This is a genomic window from uncultured Bacillus sp. (assembly GCF_958411575.1).
Lineage (GTDB): Bacteria > Bacillota > Bacilli > Bacillales > Bacillaceae > Bacillus > Bacillus spizizenii.
Genome location: NZ_CATYRA010000008.1, coordinates 23,043 through 40,184, shown reverse-complemented (window position 1 = coordinate 40,184; position 17,142 = coordinate 23,043). Strand labels below are relative to the sequence as shown.

The following is a 17,142-nucleotide window of genomic DNA, read 5'->3' as shown; positions in this document are numbered from 1 at the left end:
CAAAATACAAAGATTCTGATTATTTTTGTGGGTTTGCCACAATCAGATAGTTAGAAAGTCGGGGAATCCTGTCGAATAACAGAGAAAAGGAAGCGACAAAAAACATCAGCTTCCTCCATCCTTCCACACTTCTTCAACCGTATTCAAAAGCAAACGGTTCAATTCAGGTGTCATATCCTTGTGTTCTGCTTTCAGCGTTTTTGCTGCTTCCATGATTCTTTCGATTTCCGTTTCAATGAATTGGTGAATGACTTGAATTCTTGCTTCAAGATCAAGCTCTTCACCTCTTTTTTTCCGTTCAAGCAAGGTTTCCATTTCTGCCTTCAGCTCAGGGTCAGTGACAAGTTCATTCATCAAAACAGTAAAATCCATTGGCGGAATGGTTCCGTGCTTTTCAATCCATTTGCAAGCCAAAATAGGCCGAAGCACATAGAAATACTTTTTGATTTTGACCTCTTGCCCTTGAAGGTAATCCTTGACGTTCCTTCTCGCCATATTGATATAGTGATACACGCTTGCTTCAGGCTTAAATGCCTCCGTGCGCAGTTTTCTTAACTGCTTTGCAGTCGTAAATGCTTCGTAGTACACAATGTCTGAGGACAGCCATTCAAGGAGCGGCGGGTTTGACTTTTTGAAGAGGCGCAGCGTCTTTCTCAGCTCCCAGCCGCTGATATCCAGCAAATCGTGAATCGGTTCCTCAATGACATCACGCTCCTGCTCAATTGAAAAATACCACTCTTTTTTCGGCACATAAATAAAGCGGACATCGTAATCACTGTCCTGCGATGGGAATCCCCATGCGCGGCTTCCTGACTCAACGGCATATACGATTTTAACTCCGTATGACTGCTCGATTCGTTTTAATTCATCAATGATCCTTTGTTTCATTTCTATTCGTCTCCAGTCTGTTCTCATTCCGGCAGTTTGCAGAAAAAAACCGCCAGATGTTGTGCGGCGGCTTTTCACGTTTATCAGCCTTTAAGATGCTGCTTAAAGAAAGCAAGTTTTTCTGTTTGAAAGGCAGGGATATACTCATGCCCGAAGTAGCGGTACACTTTGAGCTCTTTCTCTGTCTCCAAGTGGTTGTATGCGGCAAACACGGTGGACGGCGGCGTGACCTTGTCAATCAGACCGATCGACATCAGGACAGGGACCTTCACTCGGTCAGCGAGATTCATAATATCGAAATATGAAAGTGTCTTCATCGCCTTCTCTTCCGTTTCCGGGCTTCCATTTCTTCTAAAGAAGGAATTGATTTCAAGGTACGGCTGTTCAAGCGCCACATCAATGGCCCGTTCAAAGTTGCTTAAATAAGGATAATCGGCAACCGCGGCTTTTGGAATGTCTGACAGAGCGGCTGCGGCAATGGTTAAGCCGCCTCCTTGGCTTCCGCCTGTCACACCGATTCTTGTTTCGTCAACTTCGTCAAAGCTGCTGATGACCTCAAGCGCGCGGACAGCGTCCAAATAAACGCCCCGGTAATAGTATGTATCTTTATCAAGGATTCCTTTCGTCATCCAGCCCAAAGCATGGCCATGTGGAGAAATACTCGTATCCTCGCTGCTCTGCTGGCCGCGGACTAGCATGCCGAATGCGGCGTAACCGTGGAGCGCCCAGTTTACCATTTCATGAATCTCACCGTCATAGCTAGCGTTGTAGCCATGATATTTGACGATCGCCGGATGCGGTCCTTCCTTGTCAGGCACTGCGTACCATCCGGTAATGCGGGCGTTTCCGAAGCTTTTATATGTGAGGCGGTACACCTTGACTCCATCAGCAGGATAATCAACCAGCTGTAAATCAGGTGCTGCTTTGACTTTCGCAAGTTCGTCCAAAGACGATTTCCAAAACTCAGAAAAATCGTTCGGTGTTGTTTTTTCAGGCTTATACGTTTGCAATTGGTCGAGCGGCAGATCGAATAGTTGCATTTCCGATTATCCCCCTTTGTTTTATAAGATTTAGTTTATATTCCTATACTACCACGTTTCGAATTTGTTTTCTAAATATTTTCACTTTTGTTTTCCAGACAGCCTTTATCAAACGTTTGTTTAAGACTTTCCCGGCTCAGTTCCATAAAGGCCTGTGCTGTCAGGCTGACGTAGCGATTCTTTAAAAATACAAAGACGAGGGTTCGTGATGGCGCGGATTGAATGGATAAATAGATCACACCCGGATCTTTATCCCTTCTGACCATATTCGGCGCCATTGTCACACCTAAGCCGTTGGCCACAAGAGATTGGGCGGTTTCAATATGGCTCGTCTTAAAGGCAGTATTCGGCTTGAAGCCGCTTTCCGCACAGAGATCGAGAACTGTCCTGCGAAATCCGAAACCTTCTTTTAACAGAATAAACGGCACGTGCCTTACCATCTCAAGCGGCACGCACGGCTGGCGGCCTTCCTCACCTTCCATCGCTTTCTCAATCAGCGCGATCATTTCCGGCGGCATCCACTTTTGTTTTTCCTTCGGCACTGCGAGAACAATCGGTTCCGTGAACAAGGGTGTAATGGAGAGCCGTTCATCCTCGATCGGCAAGGATAAGACAGAAAGGTCAACCTCTCCCTTTGCCGTCATCTCTTCTAAAGAAACCGGATCTTGTTCAACAAGCTGAACCTCTACATGAGGATAACGCGCTAAAAACTGCTTCAGCAGAGGCGGAAAGAGATATCTCCCTGTTACAGCAGGAATCCCAATGGAAAGCTTGTGCCCCAGTCCTTGCGACAGCTCCTGCATCTCCCGGAGCAAGTCATCTCTTGAACGAATGATGTCCTCGGCTTTTTCAATGAAACGCCGGCCGTGGGGTGTCAGCGTAACAGACCCGTGGGATCTGTAAAAAAGGGTAAGCCCCAGCTCAGCCTCAAGCTTTTTGATTTGCTGGCTAAGAGATGGCTGAGCGATATGAAGATGCTCTGCCGCCTTTGTAAAGCTTTGGCGCCGGGCGATTTCCGCTGCATATTCCATCACTTTAATATCCATTTCAGCCTCCATAGGTTGAACCTATCGTTTTTATCATTTTTATATCTTGGACGAATCATAACAGAAATTGCTAACATAATCCATATTACATTTACAAAAAAAGGAGCTGAGTTCACATGAGAAATGAAACACCGTTTTCTAAAAACGCCGTGATGTACCGGGATGAGAAGGTATTTGCCGAGGGGAAAGATTTAGGGGTAATGATCAAAACGGCGGAATGCCGGGCTGACCAGCGGGTGCTGGATATCGGAGCGGGTGCTGGCCATACAGCGCTGGCATTTTCCCCATATGTACAGGAGTGCATCGGCATTGATGCGACGAAAGAGATGGTAGAGGTTGCGTCCACCTTTGCGCAAGAAAAAGGAGCGGGAAATGTACGCTTTCAACAAGGAACGGCAGAGTCACTCCCCTTCCCCGACGATTCATTTGATCTCATCACCTGCCGATACGCGGCCCACCATTTTTCAGATGTCCGCAAAGCCGTCAGCGAAGTTGCACGCGTGCTGAAAAAGGACGGACGTTTTCTCTTGATCGATCATTACGCGCCTGAAGATCCCGGTCTTGATGAGTTTGTCAATCATGTGAACCGGCTCCGTGACCCTTCCCATGTCCGGGAAAGCTCATTATCAGAATGGCAGTTGATGTTCACCGCTAATCAGCTTGGGTACCAAGAAATACAAAAGTGGAATTTGCCGATTCAATACGACAGCTGGATCAAACGGGGCGGAACTCCCGCCGACCGGGAAAAGCAAATCATCGCCCACCTGAATGACGCATCAGACAAAGCACGTGACATGTTCGACATCAAATTGAATCAGAACGTACAGCCCGGCTCCTTTTGCTTAAAAGCGATTTTGATACAGGGCATAAAACGATAAAAAAAAAAGCCGTGCGCACTGCACGGCTTTTACATTGGCTGATAAAGATCCCAGCCGATTTTTAATGTCTCTACAATGTAATCAGCAACCTCTTCCGGAGAAAGGTTGTCTGTTGCGACTTTTGAATTGTGTTTGTCGTAAATGACTTTTCTTTCATTAAACAGCTGTTCCATTTCATCCATTGAACGGTTATGCAGCACAGGGCGGCTCTCGATCAATAAATCCGCACGCTGCTTCCAGTTCTCCCATGACAGGTCCAGATGAAGCACGAGACAGTTTTCCAGACAGCATTTTCTGATTTCCTCTTGCTTAAAAGACCCGCCGCCCAAAGAGACGATTTTGAATCGTTTATGACGGCAGATGTCTAAAATATATTCCTTCTCTGTTTTCCGGAAAAAGTCTTCTCCCTTTTCCTCAAACATCTCAGGGATTGACATATTGAAATCCTTTTCGATCTCTTGGTCAATATCGATAAAATCTCTATATAATTTTTTAGCGACCAATTGGCCGATTGTCGTTTTTCCTACACCCATGAATCCGATCAGGACGATATTTCTTTCTCTTACTGGGATGGCTCGTTTAGCGTTCATCTTCGGCGAAATCCTCCTAAGGAATGAAATTTTATATTCATTATATGCTTATTTTACGTATATTTATATAGATACCGGCTTGCCCGTCCTTTTCCGGTCATGCTTTACCTGGGATAGCCTGCTCTTGGTTGTTCAAACGTTTTTTCCTGAATGACATTCATTGTACAACATTTCTGCATATATTTTAATACTTCGACGCAAAAAAGCATTAAAACCTTTCAATCTCACTGCCTTGATTGTTTTTCCCGCTGACTCTTCGATCGAAGGGTCTTTTTTTGTATGATAAATAAGAAGGGAGAAATGGTGATGATCATATGGATAAACGGGGCTTTCAGTTCCGGAAAAACACAAACAGCCTTCGAACTGCACAGAAGGCTGAAAGCATCTTATGTGTATGATCCTGAGAAAATGGGTTTTGCACTGCGTTCCATGATACCGCCGGAGATCGCGGAGGACGATTTTCAAAGCTACCCCTTATGGCGGACGTTCAATTATAGCTTGCTGGCCTCCCTGACCGATACATACCGCGGCATCATCATTGTGCCTATGACGATTGTACATCCTGAATACTTTAATGAGATCATCGGCAGGCTTAGACATGACGGCAGAACGGTTCACCACTTTACATTAATGGCTTCAAAAGAAACCTTGTTAAAACGGCTGCGCACAAGAGCAGAAGGTAAAAACTCATGGGCCGCTAAACAAATTGACCGCTGCATTGAAGGATTGGCATCACCAATCTTTGTGGATCACCTCCAAACAGACAACATGTCAATTCAGGATGCGGCAGAAACCATTGCCGCAAGAGCCAATCTTACATTAGCCCCTGATACGAGAGGCATCCTCCGAAGGTCCATCGACAGATTGATGGTAAAGCTGAATCATATCCGCATCAAATAAAGATCCAGTACATGATAAAATCCTAAAACGGTTTACGTTTTAGGATTTTATCATCTGTTTTCAGCGTGATTGAAAACCCTTGAAGTCTACGAAGGACAAGCATTGGAGCAGACTTTCACAGGATGTGATGATGGCGGCGTTTAGGCAGGACGCCTGAGCGATTAGCCGCCGTTTCATTCTTAACCCGTGAGCACCAACGCGCAGGACTGACAACGAATGTGAGGGTTTGCCGACACGCTGAAAAGCCCGCTCTGAGAGCGGGCTTTCTTTATCTTATTTCCACCAGTCATCAAACATAGACGCCGGAACCTGACGTTTATGCTCAGTTATGCTGAAGCGATTTTCCAGCGCTTCTGACACTTTCGCTGATACTTCTTTTCCTTCGAGATAATCGTCAATTTCCTCGTAGGAAATGCCAAGCTCTGTTTCATCCGCCTGCTGCGGTTTATCATCGAGGAGATCGGCAGTTGGTTCTTTTAAGTATAAACGTTCCGGTGCACCCAGCTCTTTCAGCAGGCTTTTTCCCTGGCGCTTCGTCAACCCGGTCAGCGGCAGGAGGTCCGCTCCGCCGTCACCGTACTTCGTAAAGAAACCCGTCACAGCCTCAGCGGCATGGTCCGTGCCGATGACAAGGAGGCCTTCTTGGCCGCCGATCGCGTATTGAGCGATCATTCTTGTTCTCGCTTTTACGTTTCCTTTATTAAAGTCAGTCAGCTGATCACCGGTTTCCTGCTGATACTGATCAGAAAACGCGCTGACTGTGGACTTAATATCGAACTTCCATGATTTATCCGGTTTAATGAACTTCAAAGCAAGCTGGGCATCGTCTTCATCCTGCTGTGTGCCATGCGGAAGACGGACCGCGATAAATTGAGCGACTCCGCCCTCCTCGCGAATGCGTTCCACCGCAAGCTGGGCCAGGCGCCCTGCAAGAGTTGAATCCTGTCCGCCGCTGATTCCTAACACAAAGCCTTTAGCGCCGGTTTTTTTCAGATATTGTTTTAAAAAATTGATTCGGTCCTCAATTTCTTGCTTTGGATCAATTGAGGGCTTCACATGTAATTCACGCATAATCTTTTCCTGCATGCTCATCCCAATCATTCCTCCTGTACAATTCGCTGTTTCTTATTTGATCATTTCCCCAAATTAATGAAAATGAATCATGACAATTATGTATCCCTATTAAATATAGCACAGGTCTTGATTCACAGTGAACAAGAGAGATCAGCTGACTTCCACCCGTATTGACGTTACACTATCGCCATTGCACTTCCCTTTTTCTATTGGGCAGGAAGAAAACGCGACAATCAAATCCATTTCCGCCCGAAGCCTTACATAATCTCCGGCATTCGAAAGCGGCGTTTCCACAGACAGGTTCCCTTTCTCATCAAGGACAGTATTCATAAAAATCGCAAACGGGTAGTGCATGTGAGGCTTCGGGACGCCAAACTGCTCAAGCGCACGGTTCATATTGTCATAGCACGTATCCTGAAACTCGTCCTTTTGCTTGCCGTATAACAGCCTATTCATATCAGGACGGCAGGCGGGAAGCAGCAAATCATGCTTGCCGACCGTATCTTCAATCAACGTCAGCATCGGTTTGTATAGATTCGAGTAGATATGATCGTTGACTTTCACATGAATGGAATGATTGGCATCAATCGTTGCTCCCTGATCAAGGTGCTCATAAAAATCCTTGGCATGGTACGCAACAAAATCAGCCACCTGCTGCCCTTCTACATCAACCACCTTTAAAATCTGCCCCTTTTTTAGCTTCAGCCCGAGTCCTTTTTTCGGCTCCACGATATATTGCTGTGTCATTGCTTCGCTCCTTTTTTCATTAGTATGAGCGTTCTCCGCCTTCCCCATGTAAAAAGAGGCAAAAATCCGATGTATATAAGCTTCGGGCGGGTCGCAATCTAACCTTAGATAAAAGGGGTTGAAATGATTATGAGTCAAACAAAAAAAGACCAGCAAAAAGGAAATTTGGCCTGGTGGCAGCTGTCATTAATCGGTATAGGATGTACGATCGGAACAGGATTTTTTCTCGGTTCCAGCATTGCAATAGTAAAAAGCGGTTTCTCCGTTCTGCTATCATTTCTGATCGGGGCAATCGGCACGTATTTTGTATTCGAACAGCTTGCCAAACTGTCGGCAAAGCAGCCGGAAAAAGGCTCGTTTTGTGCGTATGCGAGAAAAGCATTCGGAAGATGGGCCGGCTTCAGCAATGGCTGGGTGTACTGGTCATCAGAAATGCTGATTACCGGAAGCCAATTGACAGCCATTTCGTTATTTACGAAGCACTGGTTTCCTCAAGTGCCGCTATGGGTATTTGCTTCAATCTACGCGGTACTTGGGCTACTGATTATCTTTACCGGGCTGTCTGTTTTTGAGAAGACTGAAAACGTACTGGCAGTTATCAAAACAGCCGCTATTTTTATGTTTATTGTGATTGCCATCCTGGCATTATGCGGTATCCTGTCTGGCGGAAAGCACGATGTACAGGTTCCAAATAAGACGAGTGAGTTTTTCCCATATGGCGCCATGGGGCTGTGGACAGGTTTAATCTACGCGTTTTACGCCTTTGGCGGAATTGAGGTCATGGGGCTGATGGCGGTTCACTTAAAAAAACCAGAGGAAGCGTCTAAATCAGGGAAATTAATGCTGGCGACGCTGGCGATTATTTATATTATTTCGATCGGACTGGCCTTGCTGCTGGTTCCATTAGACATGTTTACTGAGCAGGACAGCCCGTTCATTACGTCGTTAAAAGGATATAACCTTAAGATCATCCTTGATATTTTTAACGGGATTTTCATTATTGCCGGATTCTCGACCCTCGTCGCTTCACTGTTTGCGGTTACGACATTGCTATGTACGATGGCTGACGACGGAGACGCGCCGAAATGCTTTACTTTAAAGGAAGGCAAAAAAATATGCTGGCCGGCGCTGGGGCTGACGTTTGCGGGGCTTGTCCTGTCCATCATTCTGTCTTTAGTGCTGCCCAAAAACATTTATGAGCACATGACGACAGCAGCGGGGCTTATGCTTTTATACACTTGGCTGTTTATCCTGTTCTCCAGCAAAAAGCTGACTGATCCTGAAGGAATGGGGAAAACGCAAATTTATTTAGCGATGATTCTGATTGCTGCAGCTGTATCCGGCACACTGTTTGAAAAATCAAGCCGGCCCGGTTTTTTTGTAAGCATAGGTTTTCTCGTGATCATTGCCATCGTTACGATGATCTATCAAAAAAAGCAGGGACATAAAGACCGCCCTGCCAGCTCGTGATTTATTTCATTTTGTTGAACATGTTCTTTAAATAAGAAAACGGGCACTTCGATACCTGTTTTTCATCATCACGAAGGAAATACTGTTTCCATTCGCGATTATCTTTTCCTCCGTACCAGCCTAAATGCGGATGGACCGGGGCTTGATCGTAGGCCTTTAAACGGGATCGGATCAGCCTGCTCATGTTCTGGCCGGACACGGTTGAACCATTTAGGTCATCAAACACCCATCTTGGCTGAAACGCGATCATAAAATAGGGAAAGCTCCGGCTTTTTCTCGCCTCGTGTCCCGGTGTAGCGCACAGAATAAAGTACGGCTCGCCGTCAAAACAAAACTCCCATTTATAATGCTCAGGATCGGCCGGAATGTCTTCCGGCCACTCTTTTTCGTCCTGATGACTCAGTCTATTTAAAAAGCTCCAAAACAGCTCTTCATATGCTTCAATCGAATAGTGCTCAGCCAAATCTTCCGGTGTATCAAATAACACAACGAGGGATGCGTACTTTCCCGTGTCCCGCGATATCTTGCCGTACTCCGCAAGCAGTGGTGCCAGTTCCTCCGCTGTACGGTTTTCCCGCGGATCTCCGGCAAAAGCAATGCGAAGCTGATCAGTCAGAAACGCCTGGCGTCCGGGAATGCACGGAAACGTATCCGCGTCATCCGCCACAGTTTCTGCCAAAAGCTCAAAAGCGATTCTTTGCCATTCAGGGAGTTCAGCTTGATTACGTTCCAGAAAACTTTTGGTGTAAATCCCATTCACCATTGATCCACCTCCAGTATCATCTGGATACTATATTAAAACTGGAGGCGGCGGGTGACTGTCCTTCATGAATCAGCCCAATAACTGTTTGATTCCTTGATAACCGAAGTAAAAGCCAAATATAAGGAGGGATACCCCTGCGATTCCGGTCAATCCTCTCAATAGCTTTTCATGAAGCAGATTTCTGAACATGCTGGCTGTGATCGCCATGCAGAAATCCCAGATTAAAATACCGATCATGATGCCGGAGCTATAGATCAGAAGCTGATTCATATTGTAGGCCTCTGCTGTTTTCGCAAGTATGCTCCCGTAAATGCCGAGCCAAAAAAGGATGCTCAATGGATTTGACAGTGAGATGAGAAAACCCGAAGCGAACGTTTTCCTATATGACACTTTTCCCCGCGAGCTTCGCACATCCATCGGCTCTCTGACATTTTTCAGCGTTTCAATTCCAGTATAGGTCAGAACAAAAAATCCGAAGAGCCACAAAAACGTTTTCACAAACGGAGCGGTCAAAAACTGTGAAAGTCCGAAATAGATAAAAAGCATGTACAGTCCGTCCGCTGTCATGGCGCCTAAACCAAAAATCCACGCATGCCAAAAACCGTTTTTAATTCCTTTGTCTATTTGCGCCGCATTCACTGGTCCCACAGGCGCAGACAAGGACAGTCCCAGCACAATATAGCTCAAAAAAATGTTCACCGGCCCGTACTCCCTTCTCTTACGTAACTTGTACAATTTATTCGGGAACGGGCCAAGCTATGCACAAAATTCGCTTACTGTTTCAGACGATTAAGTTCTTCCTCGACAATATCGGCGGCTTTGCCTACGAAACTGAAAATGAGTTCCAGTTCTTCTTCTGTATACTCACGGCACAAATCCATCGTCGACTCTGACAGAGAACGGAACAAATCCTTTACATGTTTTTTTGAAGCCGTCAATGGGACGATTATGACTCTTCTGCGGTCGTCCGGGTCCTTTTCACGAGCCACATACCCCGCTTTTTCTAACCGGTCAACAAGCGCCGTGACCGAACCCGTGCTGAGGCCCGTCTTTTTCCCCAGCTCTCCGGCAGTCATCGGCCCTGCTTCATTTAAGATGTCAGCTGATTTTAAATCGGTGGGAAACAGACCGAGAGCTTGAGCGGCTGCCTGATGAAACAGAACCGTTCTTGTGCTCAATTTCCGAAAAAGCTGAACGGCAGTCTTTTCCAAATCACTTCTGGAATTTCTTGTTGACAACTGACAGTCCTCCCTATAAAATCGAATTTATCTTGATAGTCGAGATATTTAGTGATCAAACTATTATCATGATATCAGAACTTACATAGAAAAGTAAGAGGAGGTAGAACAAATGGACACAACATCAGCAAAACAGGCTTCCACCAAATTTGTGGTCCTCGGTCTCCTGCTGGGCATCTTGATGTCTGCAATGGACAATACGATTGTTGCCACCGCGATGGGCAGCATCGTAGCGGATCTTGGAAGCTTCGATAAATTTGCTTGGGTGACGGCATCCTATATGGTGGCGGTTATGGCTGGAATGCCGATTTACGGCAAGCTTTCCGATATGTATGGCCGAAAACGTTTTTTCCTGTTTGGACTTATTTTTTTCTTAATCGGGTCAGCTTTATGCGGAATTGCACAGACGATGAATCAGCTGATCATCTACCGGGCCATTCAAGGGATTGGAGGCGGTGCGCTCCTGCCGATTGCCTTTACCATTATCTTTGATTTGTTTCCTCCGGAAAAACGCGGAAAAATGTCCGGCATGTTCGGTGCTGTATTTGGATTATCCAGTGTTCTCGGGCCGCTGTTAGGCGCGATCATTACAGATTCGATCAGCTGGCACTGGGTATTTTACATCAATGTGCCGATCGGCGCATTGTCATTGTTTTTCATTATTCGCTACTACAAAGAATCTCTGGAGCACAAAAAGCAGAAGATTGACTGGGGCGGCGCGATTACCTTAGTCGTATCAATTGTATGCCTGATGTTCGCCCTAGAGCTTGGCGGCAAAACTTACGATTGGAATTCCATTCAGATCATTGGTCTGTTTATTATATTCGCTGTTTTCTTCATTGCCTTTTTTATTGTGGAGAGAAAAGCGGAAGAACCGATTATTTCTTTCTGGATGTTTAAAAACAGGTTGTTTGCCACAGCGCAAATTCTCGCTTTCCTGTATGGCGGAACATTCATTCTTTTAGCGGTATTTATTCCAATTTTCGTTCAGTCGGTATACGGCAGCTCAGCGACAAGCGCAGGCTTCATTTTGACGCCGATGATGATTGGATCAGTCATCGGGAGCATGATCGGCGGGATCTTTCAAACGAAGGCAAGCTTCCGTAATTTGATGTTGATATCTGTTACGGCTTTCTTTATCGGCATGCTGCTTTTATCTAATATGACACCGGAGACGGCACGGGTATGGCTGACGGTCTTTATGATGATTTCAGGCTTTGGTGTGGGCTTTAACTTCTCCCTGCTGCCGGCGGCATCGATGAACGATCTTGAACCTCGTTTTCGGGGGACGGCCAACTCTACAAATTCGTTTTTGCGGTCATTCGGCATGACCCTGGGCGTCACCATTTTCGGAACGGTGCAAACAAACGTGTTCACAAACAAGCTGAGTGATGCCTTCAGCGGCATGAAAGGCTCAGCGGGCTCAGGCGCCGCGCAAAATATCGGCGACCCGCAGGAAATTTTCCAAGCAGGAACACGTTCTCAGATTCCTGAGACGATCCTGAATCGCATTATTGACGCGATGTCAGCAAGTATCACGTATGTCTTTTTGCTCGCTTTGATTCCAATTGCCCTCGCGGCGGTTACCGTTTTGTTTATGGGAAAAGCCAGAGTGAAAACAACAGCGGAAATGGCGAAGAAAGCAAATGAATAGAAAAAAGCAGTACATGGCTGGCATGTACTGCTTTTTCGATTACAATCCTAATCTTGCAAGAATAAACGTCCATATACAAATGATCAATAACAGAATCAGGCTGTACGCCACTGTCCGTTTAAACAGTTTAGATTCCTTGCCTGTCTGGCCGACCGCTGCAGCAGCAATGGCGATTGATTGAGGAGAGACGAGTTTCGCCATCACCCCGCCCGCCGTATTTGCAGCTAACAGCAAATCAGAACCCGCACCGATCTGCGCTCCAGTGACAACCTGCAAATGTCCGAACAAAGCGTTATTGCTGACAACTGAACCGGTAATGAACACGCCGATCCAGCCGAGAACAGGACTGACAAACGGGAACAAGTCCCCTGTTTTCGCCAGTGCTAATCCAATTGAAGAGCTGAGCCCTGCGAAGTTGGCCAGATTGGCAAAACCCATCACGAAGCAGATCGTCATAATCGGCACCCACAGCTCTTTTCCTGTCTCCTTCAAGGAGGCAAAGGCATCTCGATAGGAGAATTTTTTACTGAACAGCCCTGTCACGATGACTGCAGCTAAAATCGCTGTTCCAGTCGCTGACAGCAGGTCGACTTTAAAGACAGCATCTAACGGCATGGCAGTTGGCGCAATCGGCGGCATTTTCATCATTTGCTGATGCAGAAAAGGCATTTTCAATAGAAGTGTTGTCTGATATAACAGTCCGCCTTCTTGGAAAAGCGCTTTGAAGGCAGGAAGGCTCCAGATTGTGATTGCCGCAGTTAAAATGTAGAAAGGAGACCACGCTTTCGCAATGTCTGCGGCACTGTATGCTTTTTTCTCACCAGTCTCGCCGGCTCCTTCCTCCCGGTAAATCTCTTTCGGCTGCCATTTGCGGAGGAAGAGCGCAAGCCCGCCCATGCTGAATAAGGCCGCCAAAATGTTTGCTAATTCCGGACCAAGCACAGCCATTGTCAGTGTCTGAACCGCTGTATACACACCGCTCACAACCAACAGGGCAGGCCATGTCTGTTTGATTCCTCTCATTTGGTCTAATAGGAATACAAGCAGAAACGGAATCAAGAATGAGATCATCGGCAATGTCCACATCAATGTCCGAGACAGCTCAAGAGCAGACAAATCACCAATCTGCGCCCCTGTGATTACAGGAATCCCGATCGCCCCAAAGGCTCCAGAGGCTGCGTTCGCAATCAAGCAGAGAGCCGCCGCTTTTAACGGTTTAAAACCAAGTTCGACGAGCAGCGCCGCACTAATCGCAATCGGAACACCAAAACCGGCCGCGCCTTCTAAAAACGCGTTAAAACAAAAACCAATTAATAATAGCTGTAATCGTTGGTCAGGCGAAATACCGGCAATGCTGGAACGAATAATGGTAAATTTCCCGGTTTTCACTGCGATTTTATACAGCCACACCGCCATCAGGACGATGTAGCCAATCGGCCACAAACCGCTCCCGATTCCTAGCAAAACAGAAGAAATTGCTTTTTCAACCGGCATATGAAATGCCAAAACGGTGACGAAGAAACTGACGGCTAAGGTAAGAAATGCAGATAGAATGCCTTTCATTTTAAAAACAGTTAAAGCCAAGAGAAAAAAAAGAATCGGAGTGAGCGCCACAAGTGCGCTCACATACTCGTTTCCAAACGGATCATACAACTGCTCCCACATTGACAATCAGCCCTTTACTCTATAGTTGCGATTAGTTGACCTTTTGTTCTGCAAAATGAGGCTTTAAAATGTTTTTAAGGACGCCTGCGCTGTGAAGGAACTGTTCTTTTTCTTTCTCATTTAAGTTCAGCTCAGTGATGCCTGCAATACCTCCGCGGTTTACGACAGCCGGAACGCCGATGTACACGTCATCTGCGCCGTATTGTCCGTCCAAGTATGTGCTGACAGTTAAAATGCTGTTTTCATTATGAAGAATGGCTTTTGTAATGCGGGCTAGGCTCATCGCAACACCATAATAAGTTGCGCCTTTTTTCTCAATAATATGGTAAGCGGCGTTTTTCACGTCATCTACGATCTGGTCAAGCTCCTCTTGTTTGTATGCATCGTTTTTCTCAACGAGTTCACTGACAGGCACACCGCCGACATTTGCGTGGCTCCAGACAGGAAGCTCTGTATCACCGTGCTCTCCGATAATATGCGCGTGCACGTTTTGAGGCGCTGCGCCAAAGTATTCGCTCAGCATGTAACGGAATCTCGCAGAATCTAGTGTTGTGCCGCTTCCGATCACCCGCTCTTTTGGCAGGCCGCTGAATTTCCATGTAGCGTAAGTCAGAATATCAACCGGATTTGTCGCGATTAAGAAAATGCCGTCAAATCCGCTCGCCATGACTTCACTGACGATGCCTTTGAAAATCTTTAAGTTCTTTTCTACTAATTCAAGGCGTGTCTCACCAGGTTTTTGGTTTGCTCCGGCGCAGATGCAGACAATATCAGCATCTTTGCAGTCTTCATATGTTCCGTAAGATGTTTTGACTGGTTGCGGCGCAAACGCCTTTCCGTGGTTTAAGTCCATCACATCGCCCATTGCTTTTTCTTTATTTACATCAATGACCACAAGCTCATCTGTGATCCCTTGGTTTATTAACGCAAATGCATAACTGCTTCCAACAAAACCCGCTCCGATTAAAGCTACTTTATTTACATGTTTGTTCATCATTAATCATCCTTCCAGGGTATGTTTTTCTTTGATGTTCATTTGTGAAGTATTTCACATTTATATTGTGCAACATTTCACAAACTATTGCAAGAGAAAAGTTTTGTCTGATTTATGAACAAAAAAAGAAACCATCTAGGATGGTTTCTATCGGTAAAACCCGTCTAACATTGCCCTCAATGAGGAAGAGAACCGCTTAAGCCAGAGTCATTATATAAACCATTTTGCACGTAATCAAAGCCAGGCTGGTTCTGTCCGGGCACTTGGGCGCTGCCATTATTAAAAATCACTTTGGCGTTCGTTGTATCCGTATCCGCAGGCAGCGTCAGCGTGTAAATTCCATCTGCATTCTTAGCCATTGCTCTTCCCGGCCAGGATCCGGCCAATTCTATTGCCCGGCCCCCATCATGTTTATAGATATAAGCATTTACTTGGCCCCAATGATTTGGGTTTTGATAGCCAATGGTTTTGGCCGCAGATGGGTCTTTTTTTACAAATCTGTATTCCTGGGTCCTCGTTACGCCATCACTGTTCGTTCCTGTTAACGTGATGTTGTATGTTGTGCCAAACGAATCTCCTTTTCCGATCGTTAATTGGTCTCCATCCTTAAACGCTGTCTCTTGCCCATTATTGATTTGATAAACGGCTTTTGTTGTATTCGCATCTGCACGCAGAGTGATCGTCAGTTGATCGTTGAAAGAATGTGTTACACCTGTTTTGACATTCTCAAGGAAGACATGAGGCGCATTTGCAATATCATCAGGATAAAGAACAACCACAGATCTGGCATTGAGCGTGCCTGTCAGTTTACCGTCTGTTACTTGAAATGAACCGTTCCCAGCTTTATTATCATACCTGCCATCAGGTAATTTCGTTGACGTATTGATGGTGACAGAAGATGAACCTGCATTTGCCAACACAACGCCGTGCGAGCCGCGCTGATTCATGAATATCTGGTTGTTTCCATTCGGATTCGAGAGTTCCTCAGGCTGTCCATCCATCACATTGTGAAATCTATTGACCGCAGTGATGGCCTGATCTTCAAATAAACCACTCCCTCGATCGCCTATTTGGCTTTTCCCCGGGAATCTTACTCCATTTCCGCCGCCCTCAGGCCTAGAAAAGAAAAGAGGCGTACTGCCTGAGCGAGAAGCAATCACTGCCCAGCCTAAGCGAATATCGTCATCGCTCATCCATGTAGACTCTTCCTCATCATTGGCATACGTATCATGCGATTCTACCCATGTGACTAACTTGTCGACAGACACATCTGATGCATAATGAGAGATATTCGACACGCTAAGATTGCGATTTTTTAAAGCAGATCTTATGGAATGTCCATAGTTAGATGCTGTCACATTCATATAATTCGCATATGCAGCATCTCTGGAGGCACTATCTTGCAGGATTTCTCCGTATTGGAACTCCGCAGATGTATTTGTGATATTCGGCCAAAATTGACTGCCGTAATTCCCGTCATCCGGAAGCTCTATATGTTTGGCTGCATCAAATCGAAATCCGTCTGCGCCGTCATTCAATGCTCTTTCTAAGAAACGTTTCAGATAGGACTGCACTTGTGCATTCTGTGTATTCCAATCATATAGCCCGAGCAATGAATTCTGCGTGACATCCCATCGATCGGACCAGTTTTTAATTTGTGTGTTTCCATGTGTCCAATTTGGAATACTCTTAATCTCATTGGAAATCGCAGCATAGTCACTGGTGGTATGATTGATGACCGCGTCAACAATGACCTTCACGCCATATTCCTCAGCGGCTGCACACATTTCTTTAAATTCTTGTTCAGTACCTAGGTAACGGTTGCCAATTTGGTACGATGTCGGCTGATACAACCAGTACCAGTTCGACATGCTTTTATCTCCTTGATTCCCTTCCTTCACTTGGTTAATCGGAGACGTCTGAATCGCTGTATATCCTGCATCATGAATATCCTTCATATTGTGTTTTAACGTATTGAACGACCAATTCCAAGCATGAAGAATGGTCCCGCTTTTGATCGATGGCGCTGTCAGCTCTTTCGATGTGTTCTGTGTTTCAGCATTCGCTGCCGCCGACCCTCCCAGAACCAAATGAAACAGCAATAAAAATCCAGCGAATAACGGCAGTAAAGAGGTTTTGAATCGTTTTTCAAACATTCTTGACACTCCTTATTTGGTTTTTGAAGACTTACTGCG

The 17,142-nt window shown here is 45.9% G+C and carries 16 protein-coding genes; 4 read left to right on the top strand and 12 right to left on the bottom strand.

Going from position 1 to position 17,142, the window contains the following annotated elements; translation table 11 throughout:
- Positions 1-105 precede the first annotated feature (105 nt).
- The 3 genes from Q5C82_RS14055 to Q5C82_RS14045 form a co-directional block, all read right to left on the bottom strand.
- A complete protein-coding gene (locus Q5C82_RS14055; protein ID WP_003224823.1) occupies positions 106-888 on the bottom strand; it encodes a nucleotidyltransferase domain-containing protein in 783 nt (260 codons plus the stop codon).
- Between the two features lie 83 nt (positions 889-971).
- On the bottom strand, positions 972-1,928 hold the full coding sequence (cah, locus tag Q5C82_RS14050; protein WP_003224819.1) for a cephalosporin C deacetylase: 957 nt from the start codon (positions 1,926-1,928) through the stop codon (positions 972-974).
- 71 nt (positions 1,929-1,999) lie between these two features.
- Positions 2,000-2,974 (bottom strand): LysR family transcriptional regulator, encoded by a 975-nt coding sequence (locus tag Q5C82_RS14045; RefSeq protein WP_003224811.1) that lies wholly within the window; start codon positions 2,972-2,974, stop codon positions 2,000-2,002.
- 116 nt (positions 2,975-3,090) lie between these two features.
- On the opposite strand from Q5C82_RS14045, the gene Q5C82_RS14040 reads away from it, so the two are divergent.
- Positions 3,091-3,852 carry a class I SAM-dependent methyltransferase gene (locus Q5C82_RS14040; protein ID WP_003224808.1) on the top strand — a complete coding sequence of 254 codons (762 nt, stop codon included), beginning with the start codon at positions 3,091-3,093 and terminating at the stop codon, positions 3,850-3,852.
- A gap of 29 nt (positions 3,853-3,881) precedes the next feature.
- Here Q5C82_RS14040 and Q5C82_RS14035 read toward each other — a convergent pair whose 3' ends face one another.
- Positions 3,882-4,442 carry a shikimate kinase gene (locus Q5C82_RS14035; protein WP_003224806.1) on the bottom strand — a complete coding sequence of 187 codons (561 nt, stop codon included), beginning with the start codon at positions 4,440-4,442 and terminating at the stop codon, positions 3,882-3,884.
- Positions 4,443-4,748: 306 nt separating this feature from the next.
- Between Q5C82_RS14035 and tmrB the strand changes: the two genes are divergently transcribed.
- On the top strand, positions 4,749-5,342 hold the full coding sequence (gene tmrB, locus Q5C82_RS14030; RefSeq protein ID WP_003224804.1) for a tunicamycin resistance ATP-binding TmrB: 594 nt from the start codon (positions 4,749-4,751) through the stop codon (positions 5,340-5,342).
- 273 nt (positions 5,343-5,615) lie between these two features.
- On the opposite strand, the gene nadE is transcribed toward tmrB, so the two are convergent.
- Positions 5,616-6,434: an ammonia-dependent NAD(+) synthetase gene (gene nadE, locus Q5C82_RS14025; protein ID WP_003224803.1), complete on the bottom strand. Its 819-nt coding sequence runs from the start codon at positions 6,432-6,434 to the stop codon at positions 5,616-5,618.
- Between the two features lie 132 nt (positions 6,435-6,566).
- A complete protein-coding gene (locus Q5C82_RS14020; protein ID WP_003224801.1) occupies positions 6,567-7,163 on the bottom strand; it encodes a DUF1989 domain-containing protein in 597 nt (198 codons plus the stop codon).
- A gap of 129 nt (positions 7,164-7,292) precedes the next feature.
- On the opposite strand from Q5C82_RS14020, the gene Q5C82_RS14015 reads away from it, so the two are divergent.
- A complete protein-coding gene (locus Q5C82_RS14015) occupies positions 7,293-8,633 on the top strand; it encodes an amino acid permease (protein WP_003224799.1) in 1,341 nt (446 codons plus the stop codon).
- A 1-nt stretch (position 8,634) separates the two neighbouring features.
- Here Q5C82_RS14015 and Q5C82_RS14010 read toward each other — a convergent pair whose 3' ends face one another.
- The 3 genes from Q5C82_RS14010 to Q5C82_RS14000 all read right to left on the bottom strand — a co-directional run bounded on the left by Q5C82_RS14010 (position 8,635) and on the right by Q5C82_RS14000 (position 10,634).
- A complete protein-coding gene (locus tag Q5C82_RS14010) occupies positions 8,635-9,396 on the bottom strand; it encodes a YqcI/YcgG family protein (protein WP_003224797.1) in 762 nt (253 codons plus the stop codon).
- Positions 9,397-9,465: 69 nt separating this feature from the next.
- Entirely contained in the window at positions 9,466-10,095 is a 630-nt protein-coding gene (locus Q5C82_RS14005) for a LysE family translocator (protein ID WP_003224795.1), read from the bottom strand.
- Positions 10,096-10,169: 74 nt separating this feature from the next.
- Complete coding sequence (locus tag Q5C82_RS14000; RefSeq protein WP_003224793.1) at positions 10,170-10,634, bottom strand: MarR family transcriptional regulator; 465 nt, start codon at positions 10,632-10,634, stop codon at positions 10,170-10,172.
- Positions 10,635-10,746: 112 nt separating this feature from the next.
- On the opposite strand from Q5C82_RS14000, the gene bmr3 reads away from it, so the two are divergent.
- Positions 10,747-12,288 (top strand): multidrug efflux MFS transporter Bmr3, encoded by a 1,542-nt coding sequence (gene bmr3, locus Q5C82_RS13995; protein ID WP_003224792.1) that lies wholly within the window; start codon positions 10,747-10,749, stop codon positions 12,286-12,288.
- Between the two features lie 39 nt (positions 12,289-12,327).
- Here bmr3 and Q5C82_RS13990 read toward each other — a convergent pair whose 3' ends face one another.
- The 3 genes from Q5C82_RS13990 to Q5C82_RS13980 form a co-directional block, all read right to left on the bottom strand.
- Positions 12,328-13,953: an L-lactate permease gene (locus Q5C82_RS13990; RefSeq protein ID WP_003224790.1), complete on the bottom strand. Its 1,626-nt coding sequence runs from the start codon at positions 13,951-13,953 to the stop codon at positions 12,328-12,330.
- A 31-nt stretch (positions 13,954-13,984) separates the two neighbouring features.
- Positions 13,985-14,950, bottom strand: a complete 966-nt coding sequence (locus Q5C82_RS13985; RefSeq protein WP_032727249.1) for an L-lactate dehydrogenase — start codon at positions 14,948-14,950, stop codon at positions 13,985-13,987.
- A gap of 173 nt (positions 14,951-15,123) precedes the next feature.
- Positions 15,124-17,103, bottom strand: a complete 1,980-nt coding sequence (locus tag Q5C82_RS13980) for a starch-binding protein (protein ID WP_003224786.1) — start codon at positions 17,101-17,103, stop codon at positions 15,124-15,126.
- Positions 17,104-17,142 lie beyond the last annotated feature (39 nt).

What these genes read in the sequence shown, in the direction of transcription:
- nadE (WP_003224803.1), bottom strand. Translation starts at nt 6,434, where the DNA reads ATGAGCATGCAGGAAAAGATTATGCGTGAATTACATGTGAAGCCCTCA.
- Q5C82_RS13990 (WP_003224790.1), bottom strand. Translation starts at nt 13,953, where the DNA reads ATGTGGGAGCAGTTGTATGATCCGTTTGGAAACGAGTATGTGAGCGCA.
- cah (WP_003224819.1), bottom strand. Translation starts at nt 1,928, where the DNA reads ATGCAACTATTCGATCTGCCGCTCGACCAATTGCAAACGTATAAGCCT.
- Q5C82_RS14055 (WP_003224823.1), bottom strand. Translation starts at nt 888, where the DNA reads ATGAAACAAAGGATCATTGATGAATTAAAACGAATCGAGCAGTCATAC.
- Q5C82_RS14040 (WP_003224808.1), top strand. Translation starts at nt 3,091, where the DNA reads ATGAGAAATGAAACACCGTTTTCTAAAAACGCCGTGATGTACCGGGAT.
- Q5C82_RS14020 (WP_003224801.1), bottom strand. Translation starts at nt 7,163, where the DNA reads ATGACACAGCAATATATCGTGGAGCCGAAAAAAGGACTCGGGCTGAAG.
- Q5C82_RS13985 (WP_032727249.1), bottom strand. Translation starts at nt 14,950, where the DNA reads ATGATGAACAAACATGTAAATAAAGTAGCTTTAATCGGAGCGGGTTTT.
- bmr3 (WP_003224792.1), top strand. Translation starts at nt 10,747, where the DNA reads ATGGACACAACATCAGCAAAACAGGCTTCCACCAAATTTGTGGTCCTC.
- Q5C82_RS14010 (WP_003224797.1), bottom strand. Translation starts at nt 9,396, where the DNA reads ATGGTGAATGGGATTTACACCAAAAGTTTTCTGGAACGTAATCAAGCT.
- tmrB (WP_003224804.1), top strand. Translation starts at nt 4,749, where the DNA reads ATGATCATATGGATAAACGGGGCTTTCAGTTCCGGAAAAACACAAACA.
- Q5C82_RS14035 (WP_003224806.1), bottom strand. Translation starts at nt 4,442, where the DNA reads ATGAACGCTAAACGAGCCATCCCAGTAAGAGAAAGAAATATCGTCCTG.
- Q5C82_RS14015 (WP_003224799.1), top strand. Translation starts at nt 7,293, where the DNA reads ATGAGTCAAACAAAAAAAGACCAGCAAAAAGGAAATTTGGCCTGGTGG.
- Q5C82_RS13980 (WP_003224786.1), bottom strand. Translation starts at nt 17,103, where the DNA reads ATGTTTGAAAAACGATTCAAAACCTCTTTACTGCCGTTATTCGCTGGA.
- Q5C82_RS14045 (WP_003224811.1), bottom strand. Translation starts at nt 2,974, where the DNA reads ATGGATATTAAAGTGATGGAATATGCAGCGGAAATCGCCCGGCGCCAA.